A 23,945-nucleotide genomic window follows, 5' to 3' on the forward strand; every position below is an offset into this window, starting at 1 on the left:
GTAACGTAGGGTGGGCTCTCCGAGCCCACGCGGTTCACCGCATGAAAATACGCGGCCTCGATTAACGTTGCAGGTATTCCGGCGGTGAAACCGCGTGGGCACAGAGTGCCCACCCTACTTAACTGCGCTTCGGTGCGGGACGTGCCACGCCGCTGGCGACCGATTCGTCGATGATCCCGCGCGTCGCCTTGTCGGCATCCTTCTGCTGCGCTTCCATGCGCTCGCCCAGCGCTTCCATTTGCTTGCCGATCGCTTCCATCGGCTTGCCCGCTTCTTCCATCTGCTTGCCGATGGCTTCCATCTTCGCCTTGTTCAGCGTGGCGGCGGCCAGCGCCATCTCGCTGCCGTAGTCGCCCATGGCCTTGCCGTGGCGGCCCATCTCCTGACCGTGTTTTTCCATCTCGGCACCGGTCTTTTCCATCGGCGCCCAGGCCTGGCGCACGCGCGCCAGCGTCGCGGCGTCCTGCACGATGTACTCCTTGCCGTCCTTGCGGAACCAGAAGAATTCGCCCTGCACGCTGCCCTTGAGGGCTTCCAGCTGCTCGCTGCTGACGTTATTGCCGGTCATGCTCATGCGCGAGTCGGCGCGCACCAGGGCGTAGGGCTCGCCGCTCTCGAGACGGTGGATGTTGCGCACCTTGTGCAGGCCGTTCGGGGTTGGCTCGGCGTGCACGGCAAGCAGTGGCGCGGCGCAGGCGGCAGCGGCGGCGCTCAGCAGGAGGGCGTGCCTGATGCGGCGGGAAGAAAAGGGAAAACGTGCTGGCATGGTGGACTCCACAAGTCGATTGACGATGGAGCCACTGTAGGAGAACCGAACGCCGCCTGCCCGCTTCATGCGACGAACCGTCGCTTTCGCGGAACAGGCGACAGAAAAACCGGCTTAGTACACCACGACCGAGCGGATCGACTCGCCCGACTTCATCAGGTCAAACCCTTCGTTGATGCGTTCGAGCGGCAGGTGGTGGGTGATCAGGTCGTCGATGTTGATCTTGTTTTCCATGTACCAGTCGACGATCTTCGGCACGTCGGTGCGGCCGCGCGCGCCGCCGAAAGCGGAGCCCTTCCATTCGCGGCCGGTCACCAGCTGGAACGGACGGGTCGAGATCTCGGCGCCGGCTTCGGCCACGCCGATGATGATCGACTGTCCCCAGCCCTTGTGGCAGCACTCGAGCGCCTGGCGCATGGTGTTGACGTTGCCGATGCACTCGAAGGAGTAGTCGGCGCCGCCGTCGGTGATCTGGACGATCGTGTCCACCACGTTCTGCACTTCCTTCGGATTGACGAAGTGGGTCATGCCGAACTTGCGCGCCATGGCTTCGCGCGCCGGGTTGATGTCGACGCCGATGATTTTATCCGCACCCACCATCTTCGCCGCCTGGATCACGTTCAGGCCGATGCCGCCCAGGCCGAACACGACGACGTTGGCGCCCGCTTCCACCTTGGCGGTGAAGATCACGGCGCCGATGCCGGTGGTGACGCCGCAGCCGATGTAGCAGATCTTGTCGAAGGGCGCATCGTTGCGGACTTTCGCGAGCGCGATTTCCGGCACCACGATGTAGTTCGAGAAGGTCGAGGTTCCCATGTAGTGGTAGATCGGCTGGCCGTCGAGCGAGAAGCGCGAGGTCGCGTCGGGCATCAGGCCGCGGCCCTGGGTCGAGCGGATCGCCTGGCACAGGTTGGTCTTCTGCGAGAGGCAGAATTTGCATTGGCGGCATTCCGGCGTGTAGAGCGGAATGACGTGGTCGTCCTTCCTGAGGCTGGTGACGCCGGGACCGACGTCGACGACGACGCCCGCGCCTTCATGGCCGAGGATGGCCGGGAACAGGCCTTCCGGATCGGCGCCGGACAGCGTGTAGTAATCGGTGTGGCAAATGCCGGTGGCCTTGACTTCGACCAGGACCTCGCCGGCCTTCGGGCCTTCGAGCTCGACTTCTTCGATCGTCAGCGGTTGACCCGCCTTCCATGCAATCGCTGCCTTGGTTTTCATGAATGGTTCCTGTTACTTGAGATGGATTTGCCATCATACCAAGAGCAGGAAAACAAGGTCGCCTATGCACCATGCAAATTGCTGCATCTGCACATGAGCAGGGGCCAAAAATATACCACCGATCCGATCCGTTTATACAGTTTTTCAATCGGGCACATATGCACAAAACAACATAGCTGAGCACGATTGATTTCACAATTGCAAATACGCACATTTCCTGCCTACACTGACTCAGCCGTCAACACGGCGAACAAATCGTTTTATAAAAAACGTGCACGCGAGCAAAGAATCGCGGCATTTCGATAGGCTTTTATACGGAGAAGTAAAAAAATGATTCAACGTACCTCCAGCAAGATCCTTAGCCTGTGCCTGACCGCTGCGGCGGCCAGCATCCTGTGCAATTCCGCCATGGCGGCAGAGCCGGATACCACCCGTGTCATCGTTGCATTCAAGCCGGGCGCGAAAGCGGCCATGAAAGGCGTCGTCGCCGCTGCCAAGGGCGCGGTCAAGCACGAAATCTTCGGCGCAAACGCGATGGCCATCGAAGTGCCACGTGCAGCCCTGAAGGGCCTGGAAAACAACCCGAACGTCGAATACATCGAAGAAGACGCCAAGCGCTACCCGCTGGCGCTGACCTCGCCATCGACCGGTACCCCGTACACGAGCGGCCAGCTGGTCCCGTACGGCATCAAGATGGTCCAGGCCGACCAACTGAGCGATTCGCTCGCCGCCAACCGCAAGGTCTGCATCATCGACTCGGGCATCGACCGTAACCATGAAGACCTGTCGGGCAACAACCTGACCGGCGAATACGACAGCGGCACCGGCTGGTGGTACACCGACGAAAACCACCACGGCACCCACGTGGCCGGCACCATCGCCGCAATCAACAACAGCGGCGTCGGCGTGGTCGGCGTCAATCCGAACAAGCAGCTCAAGATCCACATCGTCAAGGTCTTCGGTCCGGACGCCTGGGCCTATTCGTCGACCCTGTCCTCGGCGGCCAACAAGTGCAAGGCCGCAGGCGCCAACGTGATCTCGATGTCGCTGGGCGGTTCGATCTCGAACAACACCGAGAAGAACACCTTCGCTTCGCTGGAAGCCGCCGGCATCCTCTCCATCGCCGCTGCCGGTAACGACGGCAACACCCGCGCTTCCTACCCTGCCGGCTACGCCAGCGTGGTCTCGGTCGCCGCCATCGACGAGAACAAGCAGTGGGCGACCTTCTCGCAGTACAACAGCAAGGTCGAACTGGCAGGTCCTGGCGTCGGCGTGCTGTCGACCGTGCCGACCGGCGTCGGCCAGGAAGCCGTCCTGACGGTTGGTTCGTCGACCTACGCACCGGGCGCGATGGAAGGCTCGCCTGTGAAAACCGCGACCGCGCCGCTGGCCGACTTCGGCATCGGCGACAAGGTCAACACCGCCGTCTCGGGCAAGGTTTGCCTGATCCAGCGCGGCACGGTCGACTTCGCGGTCAAGGTCTCGAACTGCCAGAACAGCGGCGGCGTCGGCGCCGTTGTGTACAACAACGTGGCAGGCGCCTTCGGCGGCACGCTGGGCACCACCGTGACCAACATCCCGTCGGTCACCGCAACCGACACCGATGGCGCGGCGATGAAGCTGCAACTGGGCCAGAGCGCCACCGTCGGCATCAAGGCATCGAACTACGCCTACTACGACGGCACCTCGATGGCAACGCCGCACGTGTCGGCCGTCGCCGCGCTGGTGTGGAGCTACTTCCCGACCTGTACCGCCGTCCAGATCCGCAGCTCGCTCGGCAAGAGCGCGCAAGACCTGGGTACCGCCGGCCGCGATACCAAGTACGGCTATGGCCTGGTGCAAGCCAAGGCTGCCTACGACCGCATCAAGTCGCTGGGCTGCGGTAACTAAGCTGCTCTAAGCTGTAACGAGAAAGGACGCCGATTCGGCGTCCTTTTTTTTGTAGGGTGGAGTCCTGACTCCACGCGTTTTCATCGGTGGAAACCACGCGGCCCGATTCCACGTCCCGGGTTTGCCGGCCGTGAACCGCGTGGAGTCGGGACTCCACCCTACTTCGACGGCTGCATCGTCAAGCCGATCAAGATCACCGGTTGAAACCCTGCGGCGTAATGCTCGACTGATCTATCGTGCCATGACGCGTGGGCACAAGTGCCCACCCTACGGTGCGCCACGGTTAACGGTTGGCGCACATAACATGTTTATTTCGACGGCTGCATCGTCAAGCCGATCAGGCGCGCGACCACCGAGGCAAGGTACATCAGCCCGACGAACATCTCGATGCTCGCCAGCGCGCGTGCGTGCACGGTCAGCGGGATGACGTCGCCGATGCCGGTGGAGGACAGCAGCGCGAAGCTGAGGTAATTCAGCTCGGTCCAGGTGCGCGGCAGTTCGGGGTTCACGGCGGCTGCGAACGATCCGGGAGCCAGCGCCTGCACCACCAGGTACAGGTGCGTAAAACCCCAGGCCAGCAGCGTGAAGGTCGCGCCGGCGGCGTACAGCTCGTCGGTGGTGACGTGGCGGTCGGCCATCATGTAGGCGATCAGGCTGCCGGCGGCATAGAAGTAGAACAGCGCCTCCAGGCCGGACGCCCAGGCCTGCAGCACGGGCAGGTTGAGGAACATCTGGGCCGACAGCAGCGCGATGATGGGCACGGCCATGGCCACGCTGAGCCAGGTGTGGCCCGGCGTGCGCCGCACCATGCGGATGGTGAAGGTCAGGATCACGATGCCGAAGGCATTGAAGGCGACGTGGCCGTAGTGGGTGCGTTCAAGAAAGGGATACAGCAACATCCCCAGCAGCTGGGCCAGCAGCAGGATAGCGGACGGGTGGCGGCGGGTACGGACGAGCAGGCGAAGCAAGCGCATCGAATTCTCTTGTTGGATTTGCGATGGCGCTATTGTAGGCACAAGCGGCGCGGGGGCACGCACGCCCGCCCGGCCCATGAAAAAACCCGCCACGCGGGCGGGTTTCGGATGGAACAAGGCGGCTTACGCGGCGATGCTCTCGATGACGCCCATCTCTTCGGACGACATCAGGCGGTCGATGTCGACCAGGATGATCATGCGCTCGTCGACCGTGCCCAGGCCGACCAGGTAGTCGGTGTTCAGGGCGCCGCCCATGTCCGGGGCCGGCTTGATCTGGTCGGCGGTCAAGGAAATCACGTCGGACACCGAATCGACCACCATGCCCACCACGCGGTCCTGGATGTTCAGGATGATCACGACGGTGAACTGGTTGTAGGTCGGCTCGCCCAGCTTGAACTTGATGCGCATGTCGACGATCGGCACGATGGTGCCGCGCAGGTTGACCACGCCCTTGACGTGTTCCGGCGCGCTGGCGATGCGGGTGACCGATTCGTAGCCGCGGATTTCCTGAACTTTCAGGATCTTGATGCCGTATTCCTCGTTGCCGAGTTTGAAGGCGAGCGCTTCGAGCACGCCATCGTTCATCAATGTGTTGTCCATGGTAGTGATGAGGTCAGAGAATAGAATACGGGGATTCTATAGTTTTTCCGCATGGCAATAAATAGGGGAAAGCGCTTAAAGTCTGATCTGTCTCGCCCCTGCAACGAGATTTACCGGCGCGCCGAGGTGTGGAACAACGCCGCGAAGCGCCACGCGGCCGTTTCCGGAGCCGCGTCGCCATACACGCTAGTGATCGCCGCCACCATGTCCGCCCCGCGCGCCACCAGCGGTGCGGCGTTCTCGGGCGTCATGCCGCCGATGACGACCAGCGGCAACCGCAGTTCGGCGCGTGCCGTGTCCAGGATCGACGGCGCCGTAACAAAATCGTATTTTTTTACGGGAGACGGATAAAAACCGCCGAAGGCGGCGTAGCTGGCGCCGGCTTCCTGGGCCGCGTGCGCCAGCGCCAGTTGGCCGTAGCAGGAAGCGCCGACGATCTTCCCGGGCCCCAGCAGGCGCCGCGCCAGTGCCGGCGCGTCGTCCGTCCCGCCCAGGTGCACGCCATCGGCGTCGATGCGCATGCACAGGTCGAGGTGATCGTTAATGATCAGCCGCCGGCCGTAGCGGCGGCACAGCGCCAGCAAGGCCGTGGCCTGTTCCAGCCGCCGCGCATCGCCGGCGTCCTTGTGCCGGTATTGAACCAGCACGGCGCCGCCGCGCAGGCCGGATTCGGTGGCGGCCAGCAGCCGGTCGGTGTCGTCCCAGTTCGGGGTAACAAGATACAAGCCGCGCATGCGGGCTCCTCAAGGTGTGGGTTGTAAGAAGCGGCGCGGGATGCGCTGCCCGGGTGCGATCGCGAAGGACTGCGCCAGCGCCGCGTGACAATAGGCCTGGGCCGCGCCGAGGGCGTCGAACATGCCCTCCCCCAGCGCCAGGCGGCCCGCCAGCGCCGCCGCCAGCGTGCAGCCGCTGCCGTGGTAGTCGCCGGGCAGGCGCGGCCAGCGCCAGCGCCGTGCCAGCTCGCCGCCGCGATACCAGCGGTTGACGACGAACTGGCCGTCGCCATGGCCGCCCGTGATCAAGAGGTGGGGACAGGGAAGGCTGCCAAGGTGGCATGCCTCCGGCTCGTTCGGCAGCACGATCGTCGCCAGCGCCGGCAGCCCGGCCAGGCTCTCGACCGGGTCATCGGCACCGAGCGCGTCGCCGCCCCCGCTCGCCAGCACCGGGTCGAGCACGACCGGCAGATCTGGATCGATGGCGCGCAGGCGGCGCAGCAGGCCGGCGATCGCCTGCGCGTTCTCGCGATTGCCCGGAATGCCGATCTTGACGGCGCCGATGCGGCAGCGGGCCAGCAAGGCCTCGGCCTGCCGCAGCACCAGCCCGGCGTCCACCGGATGCACGGCGTGCACGCGGTTGTTGTCCTGCACCGTGAGCGCGGTCGCCACGGGCAGCGCATGCGCGCCCTGGGCGGCGATCGCCAGCACGTCGGCCGCGAGGCCCGCGCCGCCGCCCGGGTCGAGGCCGGCGAAGACCAGTACCGAGGGAACCGTCACGCGATGCGTCCTTCGACCGGCGAGGACGGCGCGGCCGCGAAGCGCCTGGGCATGCGCCCGGCCAGGTAAGCTTCACGGCCGGCCTGCACCGCCAGCTTCATCGCCCGCGCCATGCGCACCGGCTCGCGCGCGTGAGCGATCGCGGAATTCATCAGCACGCCGTCGCAGCCGAGCTCCATGGCGATGGCCGCATCCGATGCCGTGCCGACGCCGGCATCGACCAGCACCGGCACCCTGGCCTGCTCGATGATCAGACTCAGGTTCCACGGATTGAGGATGCCCATGCCGGAGCCGATCAGGGACGCGAGCGGCATCACGGCCACGCAGCCGATGTCCTGCAGGATGCGCGCCTGCACCGGGTCGTCGCTGCAGTAGACCATCACGTCGAAGCCGTCGCGCACCAGGACTTCCGCCGCCTTCAGTGTCTCCGGCATGTGCGGGAACAGCGTCGTCTCGTCGCCCAGCACTTCGAGCTTCACCAGCTTGTGCCCGTCGAGCAGCTCGCGCGCCATTTGCAGCGTGTAGACGGCATCCTGCGCGTTGTAGCAGCCAGCCGTATTCGGCAGGATCGTGAAATCCTTTGGCGGCAGCACGTCGAGCAGGCTGGGCGCATGCGGGTCCTGGCCGATGTTCACGCGCCGGATCGCCACCGTCACGATCTCGGCCTCGGCCGCCAGCGTAGCTTCCCGGGTTTCATCGAGGCTGCGGTACTTGCCGCTGCCGACCAGCAGGCGCGAGCGATATTGTTTGCCTGCGATAGTAAGTGGGTTGTCGTTCATGTTGTCCTTTCAGCCGCCGCCGATGGCGCGCACGATGTCCACGCGGTCGCGCTGCGCCAGCAGCCGTCCGCTCCATTCCTGGCGCCGCACCACTTCGCGGTTGACGGCCAGCGCCATGGCCTGCCCTTCGATGCCGAGCGCGCGCACCAGGTCGCCCAGGGTCTGGCCCGCCGGCAGGCGATAGGCCGCGCCATTGAGTTCAATGTCGAGCATGTTCATACCTCGCGGTACAGCTTGGCGCCGCCGCGCACGAACTCGATCGCCTTTTCGCGCATGCCCTGGTCCGCATAGGCGCGCACTTCCTGGGTGATCTTCATCGAGCAGAAATGCGGCCCGCACATCGAGCAGAAGTGCGCGACCTTGGCCGATTCCTTCGGCAGCGTGGCGTCGTGGAAGGCGCGCGCCCTGTCCGGGTCGAGGCCGAGGTTGAACTGGTCTTCCCAGCGGAATTCGAAGCGCGCCTTGGACAGGGCGTTGTCGCGGATCTGGGCACCCGGGTGGCCCTTGGCCAGGTCGGCCGCGTGGGCCGCGATCTTGTAGGTGATGATCCCTTCCTTGACGTCGGCCTTGTCGGGCAAACCAAGGTGCTCCTTCGGCGTCACGTAGCACAGCATGGCGGTGCCGAACCAGCCGATGTGGGCGGCGCCGATGCCGGAGGTGATGTGGTCGTAGCCCGGCGCGATGTCGGTGGTCAAAGGGCCGAGCGTGTAGAACGGCGCTTCCATGCAGCCATCGAGCTGCAGGCGCATGTTCTCGCGGATCAGGTGCAGCGGAACGTGGCCCGGCCCTTCGATCATGGTCTGCACCTCGTGCTTCCACGCAATCTGCGTCAGTTCGCCGAGGGTCGCGAGTTCGGCCAGCTGGGCTTCGTCGTTGGCGTCGTAGATCGAGCCGGGGCGCAGGCCGTCGCCCAGGCTGAAGGCGACGTCGTAAGCCTTCATGATGGCGCAGATGTCCTCGAAGTGCGTGTAGAGGAAGGATTCCCGGTGATGCGCCAGGCACCATTTCGCCATGATCGAACCGCCGCGCGAGACAATGCCGGTCAGGCGTTTGGCCGTCATCGGCACGTAGGCCAGGCGCACGCCGGCGTGGATCGTAAAATAGTCGACGCCCTGCTCGGCCTGTTCGATCAGGGTGTCGCGGTAGATCTCCCAGGTGAGGTCCTCGGCCTTGCCGTTCACCTTTTCCAGCGCCTGGTAGAGGGGAACCGTACCGATCGGCACCGGGCTGTTACGCACGATCCATTCGCGCGTTTCGTGGATGTGCTTGCCGGTGGAGAGGTCCATCACGTTGTCGGCGCCCCAGCGGATCGCCCAGGTCATCTTTTCCACTTCCTCGCCGATCGAGGACGTGACGGCCGAGTTGCCGATGTTGGCGTTGATCTTGACGAGGAAGTTGCGGCCGATGATCATCGGCTCGCTTTCCGGATGGTTGATGTTGGCCGGGATGATGGCGCGCCCGCGTGCGACTTCCTCGCGCACGAATTCCGGCGTGATTTCAGGCGGGATGGCGGCGCCGAAGGACTGGCCCGGATGCTGGCGGCCGAGCAGTTCGGCCATGCGCCGGCCCTGCGGCCCTCCCGCTTCCAGCTGCGCCAGGTATTCCTTGCGGCGCAGGTTTTCGCGCAGGGCCACGAATTCCATCTCGGGCGTGACGATGCCGCGCCGCGCATAGTGCATTTGCGTGACGTTGGCGCCCTCCTTCGCGCGGCGCGGTTTCCTTTGCAGCCCGAAGCGCAGCGCGTCCAGGCTGGCATCCTGCAGGCGCTCGGCGCCAAAGGCGGAGCTGGGGCCGGGCAGCTCCTCGGTATCGCCGCGCTCGTCGATCCAGTCGCGGCGCATGGCCGGCAGGCCGCGCCGGATGTCGATCTGCGCGGCCGGGTCGGTATAAGGGCCGGAAGTGTCGTAGACGAAGACCGGCGGATTGACTTCGCCGCCGAAGCTGTCGGGCGTCGGGCTTTGCGCGATCGAACGCATCGGCACCCGGATGTCGGGGCGGCTGCCTTCGATGTAGACCTTGGTCGAATTCGGGAAGGATGCGATGGCGGCCGTGTCCACCGTGGCGGTGGCGGCGTCAAACTCTAGTCGTGCATTCATGTGGCTCCTTTGGGCAGGAGCCAGCAAAGGAGGCCGAAGATGCAGGCGTGCGTGCGCACGACCGTGTCTCGGAAGCTTCCCTTCGCTGGCATTATCCAGATCAGGTTCAGAGGGTATTTCTCACCCGCGCACCGTCAGTGCGCAGGACCCCTAGCGTGTGCTGCCGTGTAGCAGCGAGCGGATTATAGCTGCTTCGGTAGCATTGACAAGCAAATAATCTCTGTACATGGGGTCGAATCCGCGTGGGCTCGGAGAGCCCACCCTACGGGTACCGTTATTGGCAAGTTCATACGAAACCCCATTAGTTGGCTCCTTCCGTAGGGTGGGCACTCTGTGCCCAAGCGGATTCGAGACACCGATAACGGAACACGCAACAGCGCCACGGCCGCCGAAAATTCGCATCCCCGGCAAGACCGCTTCCCCTCCCTCCTCCTCTATAATGGCTCTTTTCGCACATTCAAACGCCATCACATCATGGAATTAGCCAAGTCTTTCGAGCCCGCCGACATCGAGCAATACTGGCGCGCCGAGTGGGAACAGCGCGGTTACTTCACCGCCACCCTCGACGCCGACAAACCATCGTTCAGCATCCAGCTGCCGCCGCCGAACGTGACGGGCACGCTGCACATGGGCCATGCCTTCAACCAGACCGTGATGGATGGCCTGACGCGCTACTACCGCATGCGCGGCTATAACACCGCCTGGATTCCGGGCACCGACCACGCCGGCATCGCGACCCAGATCGTGGTCGAGCGCCAGCTCGACGCCCAGAAGATCTCGCGCCACGACCTCGGCCGCGACGCCTTCATCGAGAAGGTCTGGGAGTGGAAGGAAAAGTCGGGCAACACCATCACCGGCCAGATGCGCCGCCTGGGCGCCTCGCCCGACTGGCAGCGCGAGTACTTCACGATGGACGAGACGCGCTCGAAGGTCGTGTCCGAAGTCTTCGTGCGCCTGTACGAGCAGGGCCTGATCTACCGCGGCAAGCGCCTGGTCAACTGGGACCCGGTGCTGGGCACCGCCGTCTCCGACCTGGAAGTCGATTCGGTCGAGGAAGACGGTTCGATGTGGTACATCCGCTATCCGCTGGCGGACGGCTCCGGCTCGCTGACGGTGGCGACTACCCGTCCTGAAACCATGCTGGGCGACGTGGCCGTGGCGGTCGATCCGACCGACGAGCGCTATACGCACCTGCACGGCAAGATGTTGAAATTGCCGCTGACCGGCCGCGAGATCCCGGTCATCGCCGACTCCTACGTCGACAAGGAGTTCGGCACCGGCTGCGTGAAGATCACGCCGGCGCACGACTTCAACGACTACGCCGTCGGCCAGCGCGCGGGCCTCGCGCCGATCACGATCATGACGCTCGACGCCAAGATCAACGAGAACGCACCAAGCCAGTACCAGGGCATGGACCGCTTCGCCGCGCGCAAGCAGATCGTGGCCGACCTGGAAGCGCAAGGTTTCCTCGAGCAGATCAAGCCCCATAAACTGATGGTCCCGCGCGGCGACCGTACCGGCGTCGTCATCGAGCCGATGCTGACCGACCAGTGGTTCGTCGCCATGACCAAGCCGGCGCCGGAAGGCACCTTCAATCCGGGCAAATCGATCACCGAAGTGGCCCTGGAAAAGGTCGCCAGCGGCGAGATCAAGTTCGTGCCCGAGAACTGGAGCACGACCTACAACCAGTGGCTGGGTAACATCCAGGACTGGTGCATCTCGCGCCAGCTGTGGTGGGGCCACCGCATCCCGGCCTGGTTCGACGAAGCCGGGAACATCATCGTCGCCCGCGACGAGGAAGAAGCCAAGGCCAAGGCTGCCGCACAAGGCATCACGGGCGCACTGCGCCGCGACGAAGACGTGCTGGACACCTGGTTCTCGTCGGCCCTCGTCCCCTTCTCGACCATGGGCTGGCCGGAAGAGACGCCGGACATGAAGATGTTCCTGCCGTCGTCCGTGCTGGTGACCGGCTTCGACATCATCTTCTTCTGGGTCGCGCGCATGGTCATGATGACCGCGCACTTCACCAACAAGGTGCCGTTCGAGACCGTGTACGTGCACGGCCTGGTGCGCGATTCGCAGGGCCAGAAGATGTCGAAGTCGAAGGGCAATACGCTCGACCCGATCGACCTGATCGACGGCATCGACGTCGAGTCGCTGGTGGCCAAGCGTACCGCGGGCCTGATGGACCCGCGCGCGGCCGAGAAGATCGCGAAAGCCACGCGTAAAGAGTTCCCGAACGGGATCCCGGCCTTCGGCACCGACGCCGTCCGCTTCACCATGGCCAGCTACGCCTCCCTGGGCCGCAACATCAACTTCGACCTGGGCCGCGCCGAGGGCTACCGCAACTTCTGCAACAAGCTGTGGAACGCGACCCGCTTCGTGATGATGAACACGGAAGGCAAGGACTGCGGCCAGCCGGACGAAGCGGACCTGTCGCCGGCCGACCGCTGGATCATCTCGCTGATGAACCGCGTCGAGCTGGAAGTGGCGAAGGGCTTTGCCGACTACCGCTTCGACAATATCGCCAGCGCCATCTATAAATTCGTCTGGGACGAGTACTGCGACTGGTACCTGGAAGTGGCCAAGGTCTCGGTCCAGCAGGGCACCGAGGCGCAGCAGCGCGCCACCCGCCACACGCTTCTGCGCGTGCTGGAAGTGATCCTGCGCCTGGCGCATCCGGTGATTCCGTTCGTGACCGAAGCGCTGTGGCAGGCGATCGCGCCGCTGGCCGGCAAGACCGGCGATTCGATCATGCTGCAGCCCTACCCGGTCGCCAACGAAGCCCTGATCAACGAAGGTGCCGAAGCCTGGATGGCGCAGCTGAAGGATCTCACCAACGCCACCCGTAACCTGCGCGGCGAGATGAAACTGTCGCCGTCGGTGCGCGTGCCGCTGATCGTCGAGCCGGGCAGCGAAGAGGACCGCGCCAACATGGCCGGCTTCGCGCCCTTCATCCAGTCGCTCGGCAAGCTCGCCGAGGTGCAGATCGTCGACGCGCTGCCGGAATCGCCGGCCGCCGTCTCGATCGTCGGCACGACCAAGCTGATGCTGAAGGTCGAAATCGACGTCAAGGCCGAACGCGAGCGCCTCTCGAAGGAGATCGCGCGCCTGGAAGGCGAGATCGCCAAGGCCAACGGCAAGCTGTCGAGCGAGAGTTTTGTCGCCCGTGCGCCGGCCGCGGTGGTGGCGCAGGAGAAGGAACGCGTGGCGAACTTCTCGGCGACGCTGGCGAAGATGCAGGAGCAGCTGGCAAAATTGTAAACTGAGCTGGCTGCGGGCTAAAATGGCCTGATCCGAAACGCGGCTCCGGCCGCGTTTTTTTTATCCTTGTAGTGAAGGAGACCGCATGATCCGCGACCACATGTACGTGCTGGCAGTCCACGACCTCGAACGTTCCGCCGCCTTCTATCGCGACGCCCTCGGCTTCGCGGTGCACGAGATGGGCGACCCGGGCTGGCGCATGTTCGTGCGCGACGGCTGCCGCATCATGGCCGGCGAATGCCGCGACGCGATGCCCGTGGCGGACACAGGCTTTCACTCGTATTTTGCTTACCTTGTGGTAGAGGACGCCGATGCCGAATATGCGCGGGTGGCTGCGGCCGGCACCGAGATCACCAAGCCGCTCAGAAGCGAACCCTGGGACATGCGCGAATTCGGCCTGCGCACGGTCGATGGCCACCGCATCATGATCGGGCACGAACTGCCGGGCGCCTGAAACATCCGGCAACGTTTTTATTGCCAAGTTGCGTACAGGGTTTGCTACACTGCGGCCAGCGACACCACAACAATGGAGACATCACCATGCGCCCCCTGATCAAAGCCGGCCTCCTGGCCACCATGCTGTTCACCAGTGCCGCCGCCCTGGCCCAGAATAATTCGCCGGTCGGCGTCTGGAAGACCATCGACGATGAAACCGGCAAGCCGAAAGCCCTGGTGCGCATTACCGAGGAAAACGGCGCCCTGCAGGGCAAGATCGAGAAGCTGTTCCGCGGCCCGAACGAAGACCAGAACCCGAAATGCACCGCGTGCACCGACTCGCGCAAGGACCAGCCGATGATCGGCTTGACGATCGTCTCGGGCCTCAAGAAGGATGGCAACGAATATACCGGCGGCGAGATCCTCGATCCGGCCAAGGGCAAGGTCTACAAGAGCAAGGCCACCCTGCGCGACGGCGGCCAGAAGCTGGAAGTGCGCGGCTATATCGGCGCGCCGATGTTCGGCCGCTCGCAAGTCTGGCAGCGCGAGCAGTAAGCCGCGCCTGCCCCACACAAGCGGCCCGCGCGGCCGCTTTTTTTATCTTTATGAGTTATGACGCTCTACCAAAGCTACCTCTTCCTGGGCCTGGCCATCGTGGTCGAGGTGATCGGCACCACGGCGCTGAAGGCGACCGAGAATTTCACGCGCCTGGGGCCGAGCGTGCTCACGGTGGTCTGCTATGCGGCCTCGTTTTATCTGCTGACCTTCAGTTTGAAGGTGCTGCCGACGGGGATCGCGTATGCGATCTGGTCGGGCGTGGGGATCGTGCTGATCTCGATCGTGAGCTGGATCGTCTACAAGCAAAGCCTCGACCTGGCCGCCCTGATCGGGCTGGGCCTGATCATCGCCGGTGTGTTGGTGATTAACCTGTTTTCAAAAAGCGTCGGGCACTAGCCGATCTGGATCACCTTCGTCATGCGGATCGTGTGCTGCTGCTCCTCGCCGCCATCCGTGCTCCAGCGCTGATGCGCTTCCAGGGTACGGTCGTCGATGCGGCGCCAGGTGAACTGGGTGGCTGCCTGCACCGGCGCGAAGCTGGCGTGCGCGGCGCCGATCTCGGATGCGCGCCAGGTGAATTCGCCCCAGGTCGACAGCACTTCGCCGTCCAAAAACGAAATCGTGCTGCCGTCGCTATGGTCGGTGAACGCTTCGCTATTGAAGCGGCGGGAACGGAAAGTGCGCTGGTCCGGCCGGTCGTATTCCTCGTAAAAATCCTTGCCGTCGGCGCTTTGCCCTTTCCAGCGGCCTTCGAGGAATTGCAGCTTGCCGAAATCATCCAGACTGAACATGCGATTCTCCTTGCGTACCGGCCGTGCCGGCTAACGTGGCGCGCGGCGGCGGTCGCGCGTTCTCTGCTGGGACGGCGAGCACAAGACACGCAACGCCACCGTGCGCGGCACGCCGACGAGCTGCATGAACTCGAGCGCAGGCGACATCCCGTCGGTCCTGAGCATTTTGAGGGCATCATCGACGCGCGCGGCCAGGTAGGCATTCGCGCGCGGATCGGACTGGGCGCTTCCCGACATTAAATAGCCTCGCTACATCCACCTCTCACGGGCATCCTAGCAAAGGGAGATGGACGTGGCGCGCGCTTGCTCGCGCGAAACGTGAGCCCGTCGTGATTTGATGCCTGTTGGAAATATGCCAGCTACACTGATTCCGATATGAATCCGATCACACTCGTCGTGAGCGCCGTCCTGTTGCTGTGCTATGCCATCGGCATCCTGCTCGTGAAGCTGGGCCTGAGGGATATTCGTCTCGGCCTGGGCGCACGCACCTGGCCGACGGCTCCCGCACGCCTGGAACGATGCGTCATCGGTCGCCCGCCCCTGAGCACCTCGCCCGTGTCCCAGGTGCTGGTCAAGTACTCGTACACGGTGGCAGGCGTACGCTACAGCGGCGACAACCTGGCGATCGGCTACCTGGCTTCCAACAATCGCCGCGTCCATGAAGAGACGCGGCAAAGAGTCCTCGACATGCCGAGCTTCCGAATCCGCTACCACCCTGACCAGCCGGACATCTCGACGATTTTCCCGGCGGAGAATTCGCTGGTGTTCGGGACCTTCGTCTTCGCCCTACTGTGGCTGGCCTTCACCACGGTATTCACGTTGATCGTGTTGGCGATCAGCGGCGTCGGACGCACCATGCTCGACTGGTTCGGTCTTTGACAAAGGCCGCAGGATCGCCAGGATCACGAGCGCGAACACGGCGCTCAGCACGGCCGTCGCTTCGCGTCCCATGCCCGCGGCGATGCCGACCGCGGCTGTGAGCCAGACGCTGGCCGCCGTGGTCAGGCCGCGGATGTCGCCCTTGTTGTTCTGCTTGAGGATGGCGCCGGCGCCGAGGAAGCCGATGCCGGCCGTAATTCCCTGCAGCACGCGCGACAGGTCTTCGATCTTCATGCCGGCTTGCAGCGGGATCAGCACGAACAGGGCCGAGCCCAGCGAGACCAGCATGTGGGTGCGCAGGCCGGCAGAGGCGCCTACCGATTCGCGTTCATAGCCGAGGATGCCGCCCAGCACGATCGCGACCAGCATGCGCACGGCAAGCCGGGTCAGCGATTCGACGTCGCCCAGGTCCGAGAATTCCGCCTGTACTGTTAACCAGCTCTGTTGCCACCACATGCCGCTCCTCCTGAAGTTTCAAGAGGATCATGGCAGATCGGCAATTTCTATGTCGCCACGCTCAGCCGGACTTGGGGCGGTGGCGGGCCAGATGGCGATCCAGCGCGTTGGCGAATTGCTGGCGGTCGGACTGGCTGAAGGCGGCCGGGCCGCCGGTGTCGACGCCGCCGCTGCGCAGCTCTTCCATGAAGGCGCGCATCGTCAGCTGCTGGGCGATGGTGTCCTTGGTATAAAAATCGCCGCGCGGGTTCAGGGCGTAGCCGCCCTTCTCCAGCACCTGGGCCGCGAGCGGGATGTCGCCGGTGACGACCAGGTCGCCGGCTTGCAGACGCTCGACGATTTCGGCATCGGCCACGTCGGCGCCGCTCGGCACCTGCACAGAACGAATGAATTTCGAGCCGGGCACGCGCAGCAGCTGGTTCGCGACCAGCGTGACCTGGATCTGCGTGCGCTCGGCAACCCGGTACAGGATGTCCTTGATGACGGCGGGACAGGCGTCGGCGTCGACCCAGATCTGCATCAACGCAGGTTGTCCCACAAGTCGCCGGTCGGGCTGATGCGCGGGGCGGCGACGCCGAAGTGCTGGTAGGCCGCCGGGGTGGCGATGCGGCCGCGGGGGGTGCGCTGCAGGTAGCCCTGCTGGATCAGATACGGTTCCAGCACGTCCTCGATGGTGTCGGCCGCTTCGCCGATCGCCGCCGCCAGGTTGCCGATGCCGACCGGGCCGCCGTTGAACTTGAAGAGCACGGCTTCCAGCAGTTTGCGGTCCATGACGTCGAAGCCGACCGAGTCGACGTCGAGCATTTTCAGGGCGCGGTCCGCCATCTCTTTCGTGATCTCGCCGGTGCCCTTCACTTCCGCATAATCGCGCACGCGGCGCAGCAGGCGGTTGGCGATACGAGGCGTACCGCGCGCGCGCATCGCGACTTCGCGCGCACCGTCTTCCTTGATCGGCGCTTCCAGCAGGGCCGCGCTGCGGGTCACGATCTTGGTCAGCTCCTCGACGTTATAGAACTCGAGGCGGGCGACAATGCCGAAGCGGTCGCGCAGCGGGTTGGTCAGCATGCCGGCGCGCGTGGTGGCGCCGACCAGCGTAAACGGCTGCAGGTCGAGTTTCACGGAACGCGCGGCCGGGCCTTCGCCGATCACGATGTCGATCTGGTAGTCCTCGAGCGCCGGGTACAGGATCTCCTCGACCACCGGAGATAAACGGTGGATCTCGTCGATGAACAGCACGTCGTTCGGCTCGAGATTGGTGAGAATGGCCGCCAGGTCGCCCGGACGCTCGAGCACCGGGCCCGAGGTCTGGCGCAGGTTCACGCCCATCTCGCGCGCGATGATGTGGGCCAGCGTGGTTTTACCGAGGCCCGGCGGACCGAACAGCAGCGTGTGGTCCAGCGCCTCGCGCCGTTTGCGGGCGGCGTGGATGAAGATTTCGAGCTGGTCGCGGATCTTTTCCTGGCCGACGTATTCGTCGAGCTGCTTCGGGCGCAAGGCGCGCTCGATCGCCTCCTCGTTGGGCGAGGCGGGCGCGGAATCGATCACGCGCTGCTCGGTGAAATTGTCGGTCTGGATGCTCATTGTTTATCTCGGTGATACGGGTGCTCAGGCCTTGGACAAAGCCTTCAGCGCAAACTTGATGCCGTCGGAAACGGTCGAGCCGGCCGGCAGGTTCTTGGTCGCCAGCAGGGCTTCCTTGTCAGAATACCCCAAAGCCAGCAGCGCGTTGAGCACGTCCGACTGGGTATCGTCGCGCGGGGCGCCGCCGACCACGCCGATGTCGGCGCCGATCTTGCCTTTCAGCTCCAGCAGCAGGCGCTCGGCCGTCTTCTTGCCGATGCCCGGAATTTTTACAAGGCGCCCCGACTCCTGCAGCGTGACCGCCTGCGACAGGTCGGCCACCGTCATGCCCGAGAGGATGGACAGTGCGGTGCGGGCGCCGACGCCGGTGATCTTGATCAGCTGGCGAAACAGCGCACGCTCGCTGGCCGTGCCGAAGCCGAACAGCAGGTGCGCATCCTCGCGGATCGCCTGGTGGGTGAACAGCACCACCTTTTCGCCCGTGTGCGGCAGGTTGTAGAAGGTACTCATCGGCACGTCGACTTCGTAGCCGACGCCGTTGCAATCGACCAGCAATTGCGGCGGCGTTTTTTCGAGCAGAATTCCGGAAATGCGACCGATCATGGTTGACCTTTCTTTTTTTTAGACGAGACGACCGTTCTTCATGCGCAGCACGGCCTTTTGCGGGCTCAGCGAATTCACCAGCGCCAGCGTATCGTGGCTGTGGGCATGGCAGATCGCCACGCCCAGGGCATCGGCGGCGTCGCTGCCGGGCAAGCCGGGCAGTTTCAGGAGGCGCGAGACCATGTCCTGCACTTGCGGTTTCGCCGCCTTGCCGGTGCCGACGACGGATTGCTTGATCTGGGTCGGCGAATATTCGGCCACATCGAGATCGAAGCCGACCAGCGCGCTGATCGCCGCGCCGCGCGCCTGGCCGAGCAGCAGGGTCGATTGCGGATTGACGTTCACAAACACTTTTTCGATGGCGGCACAGCTCGGCTGGTAGGTCGCGACGACTTCGCGCACGCCGTCGAGGATGATCTTCAGGCGCGGCGGCAACGCGCCTTCCAGTCCGGTCTTGATGGTGCCCGAGGCGATATAGCGCAGTTTGCTGCCGTGTTTTTCAATAACCCCAAAGCCGGTGGTGCGCAGGCCTGGGTCGATGCCGAGGATAATCATTATCGAATGTTATACCGGCCAGCAACGTTCGTGGGAAAAATACTGTGTAAAAACACAGGTGGGCTGGTGTTTATACAACCTTATCGTACGCCGAAGGGACGTAAGGTGGGCGGGTTCCCCGCCCACGCGTTCAACCAGCCCATGCAAATCGCGATTCGATTAGCACCGGTACGTTGAACGCGTGGGCGGCAGAGCCGCCCACCTTACGTCCCTTCGCTTAACAATCAGTCTAAATCAATGGCGGAAGTGACGGGTCCCGGTGTACAGCATGACAACGCCACGTTCATCCGCCGCGTCGATCACTTCCTGGTCGCGCATCGAGCCGCCCGGGTGGATGACGCAAGTCGCGCCCGCATCGACGACCACGTCGAGGCCGTCACGGAACGGGAAGAAGGCATCCGAGGCCACGGCCGAACCGCTGAGCGACAGGCCGGCGTTCTGCGCCTTGATCGAAGCGATGCGGGCCGAGTCGATGCGGCTCATCTGCCCTGCCCCGACGCCCAGCGTCATGCCGTTACCGCAGAACACGATCGCATTCGACTTGACGAACTTAGCCACGCGCCAGGCGAACATCAGGTCTTGCAGTTGCTGCGGGGTCGGCTGCTTCTTGCTGACCACGCGCAGGTCGCCAATGCCCACGTTCTTCGCGTCCGGCGCCTGCACCAGCAGGCCGCCGCCGACGCGTTTGACGTCGTACGGGTTCTGGCCGTCGCCCAGCGGGATTTCCAGCAGGCGCACGTTCTGCTTGGCCGCCATGATCTGGCGCGCCTCAGCGGTGAAGGACGGGGCGATCAGCACTTCGACGAACAGCTTCGCCAGCGCTTCGGCGGCGCGGCCGTCGACTTCGACGTTGAAGGCGATGATGCCGCCGAAGGCCGAGGTCGGATCGGTTTGCAGCGCGCGGGTGTAGGCGTCCAGCGCATCGATGCCGATGGCCACGCCGCACGGGTTGGCGTGCTTGACGATGACGCAGCCGGCCGGCTGCTGGAAGCCGCCCAGCGACTTCACGCATTCCCAGGCCGCGTCGGCGTCGGCGATGTTGTTGTACGAGAGTTCCTTGCCCTGCAGCTGGCGGTAGTTGGCCAATGCGCCAGGCACCAGCGCGATGTCGCGGTAGAACGCGGCGCCCTGGTGCGGGTTCTCGCCGTAGCGCATGTCCTGCACTTTCTCGAAGGCCATGTTGATGGTCTGCGGATACTGCGAGCGGGTCGCGTGGGCCTTGTCTTCGCCCAGGCTGGTGAGATAGTTCGTGATGGCGCCGTCGTACTGGGCGGTGTGGCTGAAGACTTTCTTCGCCAGGCGGAACTTGGTGTCGTAGCTCACGGCGCCGGCGGTCTCGCCGGTGCCTTTCATTTCGGCTAGCACAACGCCATAGTCGCTCGGATCGCAGATCACGACCACGTCGCGGTGGTTCTTGGCTGCCGAGCGCAGCATGGTCGGGCCGCCGATGTCGATGTTTTCGATCGCGTCTTCCAGCGAGCAGTCATCCTTGGCGACGGTCGCCTGGAAGGGGTACAGGTTGACCACGACCATGTCGATCTGCGGAATGCCGTGCTCTTCCAGCTTGGATACGTGCTCCGGGAAATCGCGGCGTGCGAGGATGCCGCCGTGCACTTTCGGGTGCAGCGTCTTGACGCGGCCGTCGAGCATTTCCGGGAAGCCCGTGTAATCGGCCACTTCGGTGACCGGCACGCCATTGTCTTGCAACAATTTGGCGGTGCCGCCGGTGGACAGGATGTTCACGCCGAGGGCAGACAGGGCGCGCGCAAAGTCGAGCACGCCGGTCTTGTCGGAGACGGAAATGAGAGCTTGTTTGATCATGGGGTGGCCACTGGTTGATGAGAATTCTGGTCGGAATTCCGGCGCGCCTTACTGGCCGCGCCACGCGGCCACGCGTGTCGGGGTAAAACTTAGAGCAGTCCGTGCTCTTGCAGTTTCTTGCGCAAGGTATTGCGGTTGATGCCCAGCATCTGGGCCGCGTGCGACTGGTTGCCGTCGGCGCGCGTCATCACCACTTCGAGGATAGGCCGCTCCACGGTCATGACCATCATGTCGTAGATATTCGTCGGCTTCTGCTCGCCCAGGTCATTGAAATAGTCCTCTAGGCTCTTCTGGACAACTTCCTGGATACTTTCTTTGCTCATGTCTGCTGCTTCATCCTGGTTAGTGATTGCTCCGCCAATTGTGTCGGCGGCGTCCCCATTATCGTTTTTGTTGTTTTGCTTCTTTTTATGCCGCGATTGCTTCTTCGATGAGCGATGCGGGCCGGTATTGTAACCGCTCGCCATGGCGAAGTTGCGATTCGAAAAAATTATCGACTGCCGCCAGTTGCTCGGCCGTTGATTCCAGCAGGTTCATCCGCTGGCGGAATTCCTCGCCGCCCGGCAAGTCCTCGACATACCAGCCGATGTGCTTGCGCGCGCTGCGCACGCCGACATAGTCGCCATAGAAGGCGTAATGCGCCGGCAGGTGTTCGTTCATGAGGGCCCGCACTTCCTCGACCAGGGGCGCCGGCAGGTGCTCGCCGGTGCGCAGGTAATGGTCGATTTCGCGGCAGATCCACGGACGTCCCTGGGCCGCGCGGCCGATCATGACGGCGTCCGCGCCCGTGTAGTCGAGCACAAATTTCGCTTTTTCCGGCGTCGTGATGTCGCCGTTGGCGACCACCGGAATCCCCACTGCGGCCTTGACCGCGCGGATCGTGTCGTATTCGGCCTCGCCCTTGTAGCCGTCGGCGCGGGTGCGGCCGTGCAGGGTCAGCATCTGGATGCCGGCCTCCTCCGCCATGCGCGCGATGCGCAGCGCATTCTTGTTCTGGCGATCCCAGCCGGTACGGAATTTCAGGGTCACCGGCACGTCCACGGCTTGCACCACGGCATGCAGGATGCGCTCGACCAGGTCTTCGTGCTGCAGCAGGGCCGAACCGCACCAGCTATTGCACACCTTTTTCACGGGGCAGCCCATGTTGATGTCGATGATCTGGGCGCCGCGCTCGACGTTATGGCGGGCGCAGTCGGCCAGGTCTTGCGGATCGGCACCGGCGATCTGCACCGCCTTCGGCTCCATCTCGCCTTCGTGGTCCGTACGCCGGCTGGTCTTTTCGCTGGCCCACAGGCGCGGATTCGAGGCCGCCATCTCGGACACGGCATAGCCCGCCCCGAGCTGCTTGCACAGCTGGCGGAACGGACGGTCGGTCACGCCGGCCATGGGGGCGACGAAGACGTTATTGCGCAGTGTATAAGGACCGATTTGCACAGCGGGAACAGGGGAACAGTGGACGGGAACCCGCTATTTTACCTGAACTGCTGCTCAATTTACGGGCAATATTTTTTCGAAACTGTCGCGAACGGGATAATCAGGTGTAGACAAAAGGAAAAGAAGTGCATTAGGGATTACTCAGCAGGCATATAAATTGGACGAGTGTGCCCGTGAGAGTGCGCACCGTAGGGTGGAGTCCTGACTCCACGCGTACGCACGCATGCATGTCGAAACATCTCTGGAAGACGAAAATGGCAGTTCAACCTTCGTAAACGCGTGGAGTCAGGACTCCGGTGAACCCGTCATTGTGGCCATTGGCCACAATGACCCCTACGCCTAGACATCGTCGAGCACCGCAGGCCGCAGATGCGCGACCTCGCCCCAGCTCACCAGTTCGAGTTTGCCGTCTTGCACCATAAAGCGGTTGATGCTGGCATTGAGCACCTTGAAATCCCGCGGCGTCTCCAGCGGCAAGCCCAGCGCGGCGCGGTAGATGCACTCGAGCACCCCGCCATGGGCAACAATCGCCAGCGACTTCCCCGGATTGTCTTCCGCCCACCCCAGCACGGCGCTGGTCACCCGCTCATAGAACTCGCGGAACGTTTCGCCCCGATTCTGCCCCGGCGGCAATGGCGCATCGACCTCGCGCGCCTGCCAGGCGGCAAATTCTTCCGGGTAGCGCGCGGCGATGTCGGCATACAGCAAGCCTTCGAAGCCGCCGTAGCAGCGCTCGCGCAGGCGTCCATCTATATAGAGAGGCAAGCCGCTCACGTCGCCCAGGGCCTTGGCGGTCTGGCTGGCGCGCGCCAGGTCGCTCGAGACGAGCACGTCGAAGTGCTCCTGGGCCAGGCTGGCCGCCAGGGCGCGCGCCTGGCGTTGTCCTTCTTCGTTGAGATCGATATCGAGGTGGCCTTGCAGGCGGCGCTCGGCGTTCCAGGCGGTTTCGCCATGACGGATCAGCACGATCCGGGTGGGGGTGTCGTTGTGCATGCGGTATATAAAAGCGCCCGGGTGGCCGGGCGCCGGAATCAGGCGGAAAGCGTGGGCGCGATCTCGGGGTTGAGCGAATAGACGCCGAAGATCTGGGCTTCGTCGAGGATGTGGCCGGTCAGCGCCTCCCGCGCTTCGGCGCAGGTGAAATTGCCGTCGAGCGGGAACTGGGCGATGTCGAGCGCGTAAATGGTAAACACATAGGTGTGGACGCGCTCGTCGTTCCACGGTGGGCATGGGCCGTCGTAGCCGAAGTAGTCGCCGGCCATGTCGGGATCGGCCGCGAACCAGCCCGTATAGTCGTTGATGCCCTGGCGCAGCTGGTGCTCGGTGCCGTTCTTTACCAGGAAGGACACGTTGGGGCCGCCCTTGCCGCCGGGCGTGACCATATCCGAGAACTGCCCTTCGGCGATCGACTTCAGGCTGGGCGGAATGTCGACCAGCGCCCAGTGATAGAAATCGGCGCGCTTGAGCGACTCGGGCACGCTCCTGCCCTCCTTGTTGACGTCGGTGCCGTCGGTGGGGGCATCGCCGTCCACGCAGAGGATCACCAGCGACTGGGTACCGGCCGGCACTTCGTCCCAGGCCAGATGGGGATTGCGGTTGCTCGACAGGCGCACGTGCGTTGCCGGGTCGATGACCGCGAATGCACACTCGGCCGGAATCAGGCCGCCTTCGGTAAACGAATCACTCCAGATCTTCATTTTCGACTCCACGGGGCCTCCTTACTATTGACCGCACGTGGCGGCGGGGGTT

General features: G+C 64.0%; 27 protein-coding genes and 1 riboswitch. Of the genes, 6 read left to right on the top strand and 21 right to left on the bottom strand.

Annotated features, from left to right (window positions below; translation table 11 throughout):
• Nucleotides 1-118: 118 nt before the first annotated feature.
• Both ACFPQ5_RS07360 and ACFPQ5_RS07365 read right to left on the bottom strand, forming a co-directional pair.
• On the bottom strand, nt 119-766 hold the full coding sequence (locus ACFPQ5_RS07360) for a hypothetical protein (protein ID WP_379752911.1): 648 nt from the start codon (nt 764-766) through the stop codon (nt 119-121).
• A gap of 114 nt (nt 767-880) precedes the next feature.
• Nucleotides 881-1,987, bottom strand: coding sequence for an S-(hydroxymethyl)glutathione dehydrogenase/class III alcohol dehydrogenase (locus ACFPQ5_RS07365; RefSeq protein WP_379752914.1), 1,107 nt, complete (start codon nt 1,985-1,987; stop codon nt 881-883).
• Nucleotides 1,988-2,317: 330 nt separating this feature from the next.
• Between ACFPQ5_RS07365 and ACFPQ5_RS07370 the strand changes: the two genes are divergently transcribed.
• A complete protein-coding gene (locus ACFPQ5_RS07370; protein ID WP_379752917.1) occupies nt 2,318-3,877 on the top strand; it encodes a S8 family serine peptidase in 1,560 nt (519 codons plus the stop codon).
• Nucleotides 3,878-4,185: 308 nt separating this feature from the next.
• Here ACFPQ5_RS07370 and ACFPQ5_RS07375 read toward each other — a convergent pair whose 3' ends face one another.
• From ACFPQ5_RS07375 to thiC, 7 genes are all read right to left on the bottom strand, one after another.
• Nucleotides 4,186-4,851, bottom strand: coding sequence for an ion channel (locus ACFPQ5_RS07375; RefSeq protein WP_379752920.1), 666 nt, complete (start codon nt 4,849-4,851; stop codon nt 4,186-4,188).
• A gap of 123 nt (nt 4,852-4,974) precedes the next feature.
• On the bottom strand, nt 4,975-5,451 hold the full coding sequence (locus ACFPQ5_RS07380) for a chemotaxis protein CheW (protein ID WP_229467419.1): 477 nt from the start codon (nt 5,449-5,451) through the stop codon (nt 4,975-4,977).
• A 110-nt stretch (nt 5,452-5,561) separates the two neighbouring features.
• Entirely contained in the window at nt 5,562-6,185 is a 624-nt protein-coding gene (thiE, locus tag ACFPQ5_RS07385) for a thiamine phosphate synthase (protein WP_379752924.1), read from the bottom strand.
• Nucleotides 6,186-6,194: 9 nt separating this feature from the next.
• Nucleotides 6,195-6,944 carry a bifunctional hydroxymethylpyrimidine kinase/phosphomethylpyrimidine kinase gene (gene thiD / locus ACFPQ5_RS07390; protein WP_379752927.1) on the bottom strand — a complete coding sequence of 250 codons (750 nt, stop codon included), beginning with the start codon at nt 6,942-6,944 and terminating at the stop codon, nt 6,195-6,197.
• A complete protein-coding gene (locus ACFPQ5_RS07395; protein WP_379752930.1) occupies nt 6,941-7,723 on the bottom strand; it encodes a thiazole synthase in 783 nt (260 codons plus the stop codon). The genes thiD and ACFPQ5_RS07395 overlap by 4 nt, the downstream gene beginning before the upstream one ends.
• 9 nt (nt 7,724-7,732) lie before the next feature.
• Nucleotides 7,733-7,936, bottom strand: a complete 204-nt coding sequence (gene thiS / locus ACFPQ5_RS07400) for a sulfur carrier protein ThiS (RefSeq protein ID WP_379752933.1) — start codon at nt 7,934-7,936, stop codon at nt 7,733-7,735.
• A gap of 2 nt (nt 7,937-7,938) precedes the next feature.
• On the bottom strand, nt 7,939-9,819 hold the full coding sequence (thiC, locus tag ACFPQ5_RS07405) for a phosphomethylpyrimidine synthase ThiC (RefSeq protein ID WP_379752936.1): 1,881 nt from the start codon (nt 9,817-9,819) through the stop codon (nt 7,939-7,941).
• Between the two features lie 60 nt (nt 9,820-9,879).
• A riboswitch (TPP riboswitch) is annotated at nt 9,880-9,981 on the bottom strand.
• Nucleotides 9,982-10,293: 312 nt separating this feature from the next.
• Between thiC and ACFPQ5_RS07410 the strand changes: the two genes are divergently transcribed.
• The 4 genes from ACFPQ5_RS07410 (at nt 10,294) to ACFPQ5_RS07425 (ending at nt 14,472) form a co-directional block, all read left to right on the top strand.
• Nucleotides 10,294-13,083, top strand: a complete 2,790-nt coding sequence (locus ACFPQ5_RS07410) for a valine--tRNA ligase (RefSeq protein ID WP_379752939.1) — start codon at nt 10,294-10,296, stop codon at nt 13,081-13,083.
• Nucleotides 13,084-13,168: 85 nt separating this feature from the next.
• Nucleotides 13,169-13,537, top strand: coding sequence for a VOC family protein (locus ACFPQ5_RS07415; protein ID WP_379752942.1), 369 nt, complete (start codon nt 13,169-13,171; stop codon nt 13,535-13,537).
• Nucleotides 13,538-13,623: 86 nt separating this feature from the next.
• On the top strand, nt 13,624-14,073 hold the full coding sequence (locus tag ACFPQ5_RS07420) for a DUF2147 domain-containing protein (protein WP_379752945.1): 450 nt from the start codon (nt 13,624-13,626) through the stop codon (nt 14,071-14,073).
• 57 nt (nt 14,074-14,130) lie between these two features.
• Nucleotides 14,131-14,472, top strand: coding sequence for an SMR family transporter (locus ACFPQ5_RS07425; protein ID WP_379752948.1), 342 nt, complete (start codon nt 14,131-14,133; stop codon nt 14,470-14,472).
• Here ACFPQ5_RS07425 and ACFPQ5_RS07430 read toward each other — a convergent pair.
• Nucleotides 14,469-14,867: a hypothetical protein gene (locus ACFPQ5_RS07430; RefSeq protein ID WP_379752951.1), complete on the bottom strand. Its 399-nt coding sequence runs from the start codon at nt 14,865-14,867 to the stop codon at nt 14,469-14,471. The genes ACFPQ5_RS07425 and ACFPQ5_RS07430 overlap by 4 nt on opposite strands.
• A 30-nt stretch (nt 14,868-14,897) precedes the next feature.
• Complete coding sequence (locus tag ACFPQ5_RS07435) at nt 14,898-15,104, bottom strand: hypothetical protein (protein WP_379752954.1); 207 nt, start codon at nt 15,102-15,104, stop codon at nt 14,898-14,900.
• Nucleotides 15,105-15,242: 138 nt separating this feature from the next.
• On the opposite strand from ACFPQ5_RS07435, the gene ACFPQ5_RS07440 reads away from it, so the two are divergent.
• Nucleotides 15,243-15,746, top strand: a complete 504-nt coding sequence (locus ACFPQ5_RS07440; RefSeq protein ID WP_379752957.1) for a DUF3592 domain-containing protein — start codon at nt 15,243-15,245, stop codon at nt 15,744-15,746.
• On the opposite strand, the gene ACFPQ5_RS07445 is transcribed toward ACFPQ5_RS07440, so the two are convergent.
• The 10 genes from ACFPQ5_RS07445 to ACFPQ5_RS07490 all read right to left on the bottom strand — a co-directional run bounded on the left by ACFPQ5_RS07445 (nt 15,654) and on the right by ACFPQ5_RS07490 (nt 23,893).
• A complete protein-coding gene (locus ACFPQ5_RS07445; protein WP_379752960.1) occupies nt 15,654-16,202 on the bottom strand; it encodes an MgtC/SapB family protein in 549 nt (182 codons plus the stop codon). The two genes, ACFPQ5_RS07440 and ACFPQ5_RS07445, sit on opposite strands and share 93 nt — an antisense overlap.
• A gap of 61 nt (nt 16,203-16,263) precedes the next feature.
• The gene (locus ACFPQ5_RS07450; RefSeq protein ID WP_379753197.1) at nt 16,264-16,722 is read right to left on the bottom strand and encodes a YaiI/YqxD family protein; all 459 of its coding nucleotides are present in this window, start codon (nt 16,720-16,722) and stop codon (nt 16,264-16,266) included.
• Nucleotides 16,722-17,783: a Holliday junction branch migration DNA helicase RuvB gene (ruvB, locus tag ACFPQ5_RS07455; protein ID WP_136220596.1), complete on the bottom strand. Its 1,062-nt coding sequence runs from the start codon at nt 17,781-17,783 to the stop codon at nt 16,722-16,724. Before ruvB ends, ACFPQ5_RS07450 begins: the two co-directional genes overlap by 1 nt.
• A gap of 24 nt (nt 17,784-17,807) precedes the next feature.
• On the bottom strand, nt 17,808-18,386 hold the full coding sequence (gene ruvA / locus ACFPQ5_RS07460; protein ID WP_379752963.1) for a Holliday junction branch migration protein RuvA: 579 nt from the start codon (nt 18,384-18,386) through the stop codon (nt 17,808-17,810).
• Nucleotides 18,387-18,404: 18 nt separating this feature from the next.
• Nucleotides 18,405-18,941: a crossover junction endodeoxyribonuclease RuvC gene (gene ruvC / locus ACFPQ5_RS07465; protein WP_379752966.1), complete on the bottom strand. Its 537-nt coding sequence runs from the start codon at nt 18,939-18,941 to the stop codon at nt 18,405-18,407.
• Nucleotides 18,942-19,175: 234 nt separating this feature from the next.
• Entirely contained in the window at nt 19,176-20,762 is a 1,587-nt protein-coding gene (purH, locus tag ACFPQ5_RS07470) for a bifunctional phosphoribosylaminoimidazolecarboxamide formyltransferase/IMP cyclohydrolase (RefSeq protein ID WP_379752969.1), read from the bottom strand.
• An 89-nt stretch (nt 20,763-20,851) separates the two neighbouring features.
• On the bottom strand, nt 20,852-21,085 hold the full coding sequence (locus ACFPQ5_RS07475) for a helix-turn-helix domain-containing protein (RefSeq protein WP_136220592.1): 234 nt from the start codon (nt 21,083-21,085) through the stop codon (nt 20,852-20,854).
• A gap of 85 nt (nt 21,086-21,170) precedes the next feature.
• A complete protein-coding gene (gene dusB, locus ACFPQ5_RS07480; protein WP_379752973.1) occupies nt 21,171-22,196 on the bottom strand; it encodes a tRNA dihydrouridine synthase DusB in 1,026 nt (341 codons plus the stop codon).
• A 339-nt stretch (nt 22,197-22,535) separates the two neighbouring features.
• On the bottom strand, nt 22,536-23,189 hold the full coding sequence (locus ACFPQ5_RS07485) for a histidine phosphatase family protein (RefSeq protein WP_379752976.1): 654 nt from the start codon (nt 23,187-23,189) through the stop codon (nt 22,536-22,538).
• 38 nt (nt 23,190-23,227) lie between these two features.
• Nucleotides 23,228-23,893, bottom strand: a complete 666-nt coding sequence (locus tag ACFPQ5_RS07490) for a YbhB/YbcL family Raf kinase inhibitor-like protein (protein ID WP_379752979.1) — start codon at nt 23,891-23,893, stop codon at nt 23,228-23,230.
• Nucleotides 23,894-23,945 lie beyond the last annotated feature (52 nt).

Origin of the sequence: Massilia suwonensis (assembly GCF_042655665.1) — a bacterium.
In the GTDB taxonomy this organism is placed as follows: Bacteria; Pseudomonadota; Gammaproteobacteria; order Burkholderiales; family Burkholderiaceae_D; genus Telluria; species Telluria suwonensis.

Coding starts and splice junctions, on each gene's coding strand:
- ACFPQ5_RS07475 (WP_136220592.1), bottom strand. CDS start 21,085: ATGAGCAAAGAAAGTATCCAGGAAGTTGTCCAGAAGAGCCTAGAGGAC.
- ACFPQ5_RS07395 (WP_379752930.1), bottom strand. CDS start 7,723: ATGAACGACAACCCACTTACTATCGCAGGCAAACAATATCGCTCGCGC.
- ACFPQ5_RS07415 (WP_379752942.1), top strand. CDS start 13,169: ATGATCCGCGACCACATGTACGTGCTGGCAGTCCACGACCTCGAACGT.
- ACFPQ5_RS07435 (WP_379752954.1), bottom strand. CDS start 15,104: ATGTCGGGAAGCGCCCAGTCCGATCCGCGCGCGAATGCCTACCTGGCC.
- ruvB (WP_136220596.1), bottom strand. CDS start 17,783: ATGAGCATCCAGACCGACAATTTCACCGAGCAGCGCGTGATCGATTCC.
- ACFPQ5_RS07440 (WP_379752957.1), top strand. CDS start 15,243: ATGAATCCGATCACACTCGTCGTGAGCGCCGTCCTGTTGCTGTGCTAT.
- ruvA (WP_379752963.1), bottom strand. CDS start 18,386: ATGATCGGTCGCATTTCCGGAATTCTGCTCGAAAAAACGCCGCCGCAA.
- ACFPQ5_RS07490 (WP_379752979.1), bottom strand. CDS start 23,893: ATGAAGATCTGGAGTGATTCGTTTACCGAAGGCGGCCTGATTCCGGCC.
- thiE (WP_379752924.1), bottom strand. CDS start 6,185: ATGCGCGGCTTGTATCTTGTTACCCCGAACTGGGACGACACCGACCGG.
- ruvC (WP_379752966.1), bottom strand. CDS start 18,941: ATGATTATCCTCGGCATCGACCCAGGCCTGCGCACCACCGGCTTTGGG.
- ACFPQ5_RS07375 (WP_379752920.1), bottom strand. CDS start 4,851: ATGCGCTTGCTTCGCCTGCTCGTCCGTACCCGCCGCCACCCGTCCGCT.
- ACFPQ5_RS07420 (WP_379752945.1), top strand. CDS start 13,624: ATGCGCCCCCTGATCAAAGCCGGCCTCCTGGCCACCATGCTGTTCACC.
- ACFPQ5_RS07380 (WP_229467419.1), bottom strand. CDS start 5,451: ATGGACAACACATTGATGAACGATGGCGTGCTCGAAGCGCTCGCCTTC.
- ACFPQ5_RS07485 (WP_379752976.1), bottom strand. CDS start 23,189: ATGCACAACGACACCCCCACCCGGATCGTGCTGATCCGTCATGGCGAA.
- ACFPQ5_RS07365 (WP_379752914.1), bottom strand. CDS start 1,987: ATGAAAACCAAGGCAGCGATTGCATGGAAGGCGGGTCAACCGCTGACG.
- thiS (WP_379752933.1), bottom strand. CDS start 7,936: ATGCTCGACATTGAACTCAATGGCGCGGCCTATCGCCTGCCGGCGGGC.
- ACFPQ5_RS07430 (WP_379752951.1), bottom strand. CDS start 14,867: ATGTTCAGTCTGGATGATTTCGGCAAGCTGCAATTCCTCGAAGGCCGC.
- ACFPQ5_RS07425 (WP_379752948.1), top strand. CDS start 14,131: ATGACGCTCTACCAAAGCTACCTCTTCCTGGGCCTGGCCATCGTGGTC.
- ACFPQ5_RS07370 (WP_379752917.1), top strand. CDS start 2,318: ATGATTCAACGTACCTCCAGCAAGATCCTTAGCCTGTGCCTGACCGCT.
- ACFPQ5_RS07450 (WP_379753197.1), bottom strand. CDS start 16,722: ATGCAGATCTGGGTCGACGCCGACGCCTGTCCCGCCGTCATCAAGGAC.
- thiC (WP_379752936.1), bottom strand. CDS start 9,819: ATGAATGCACGACTAGAGTTTGACGCCGCCACCGCCACGGTGGACACG.
- ACFPQ5_RS07445 (WP_379752960.1), bottom strand. CDS start 16,202: ATGTGGTGGCAACAGAGCTGGTTAACAGTACAGGCGGAATTCTCGGAC.
- purH (WP_379752969.1), bottom strand. CDS start 20,762: ATGATCAAACAAGCTCTCATTTCCGTCTCCGACAAGACCGGCGTGCTC.
- ACFPQ5_RS07360 (WP_379752911.1), bottom strand. CDS start 766: ATGCCAGCACGTTTTCCCTTTTCTTCCCGCCGCATCAGGCACGCCCTC.
- ACFPQ5_RS07410 (WP_379752939.1), top strand. CDS start 10,294: ATGGAATTAGCCAAGTCTTTCGAGCCCGCCGACATCGAGCAATACTGG.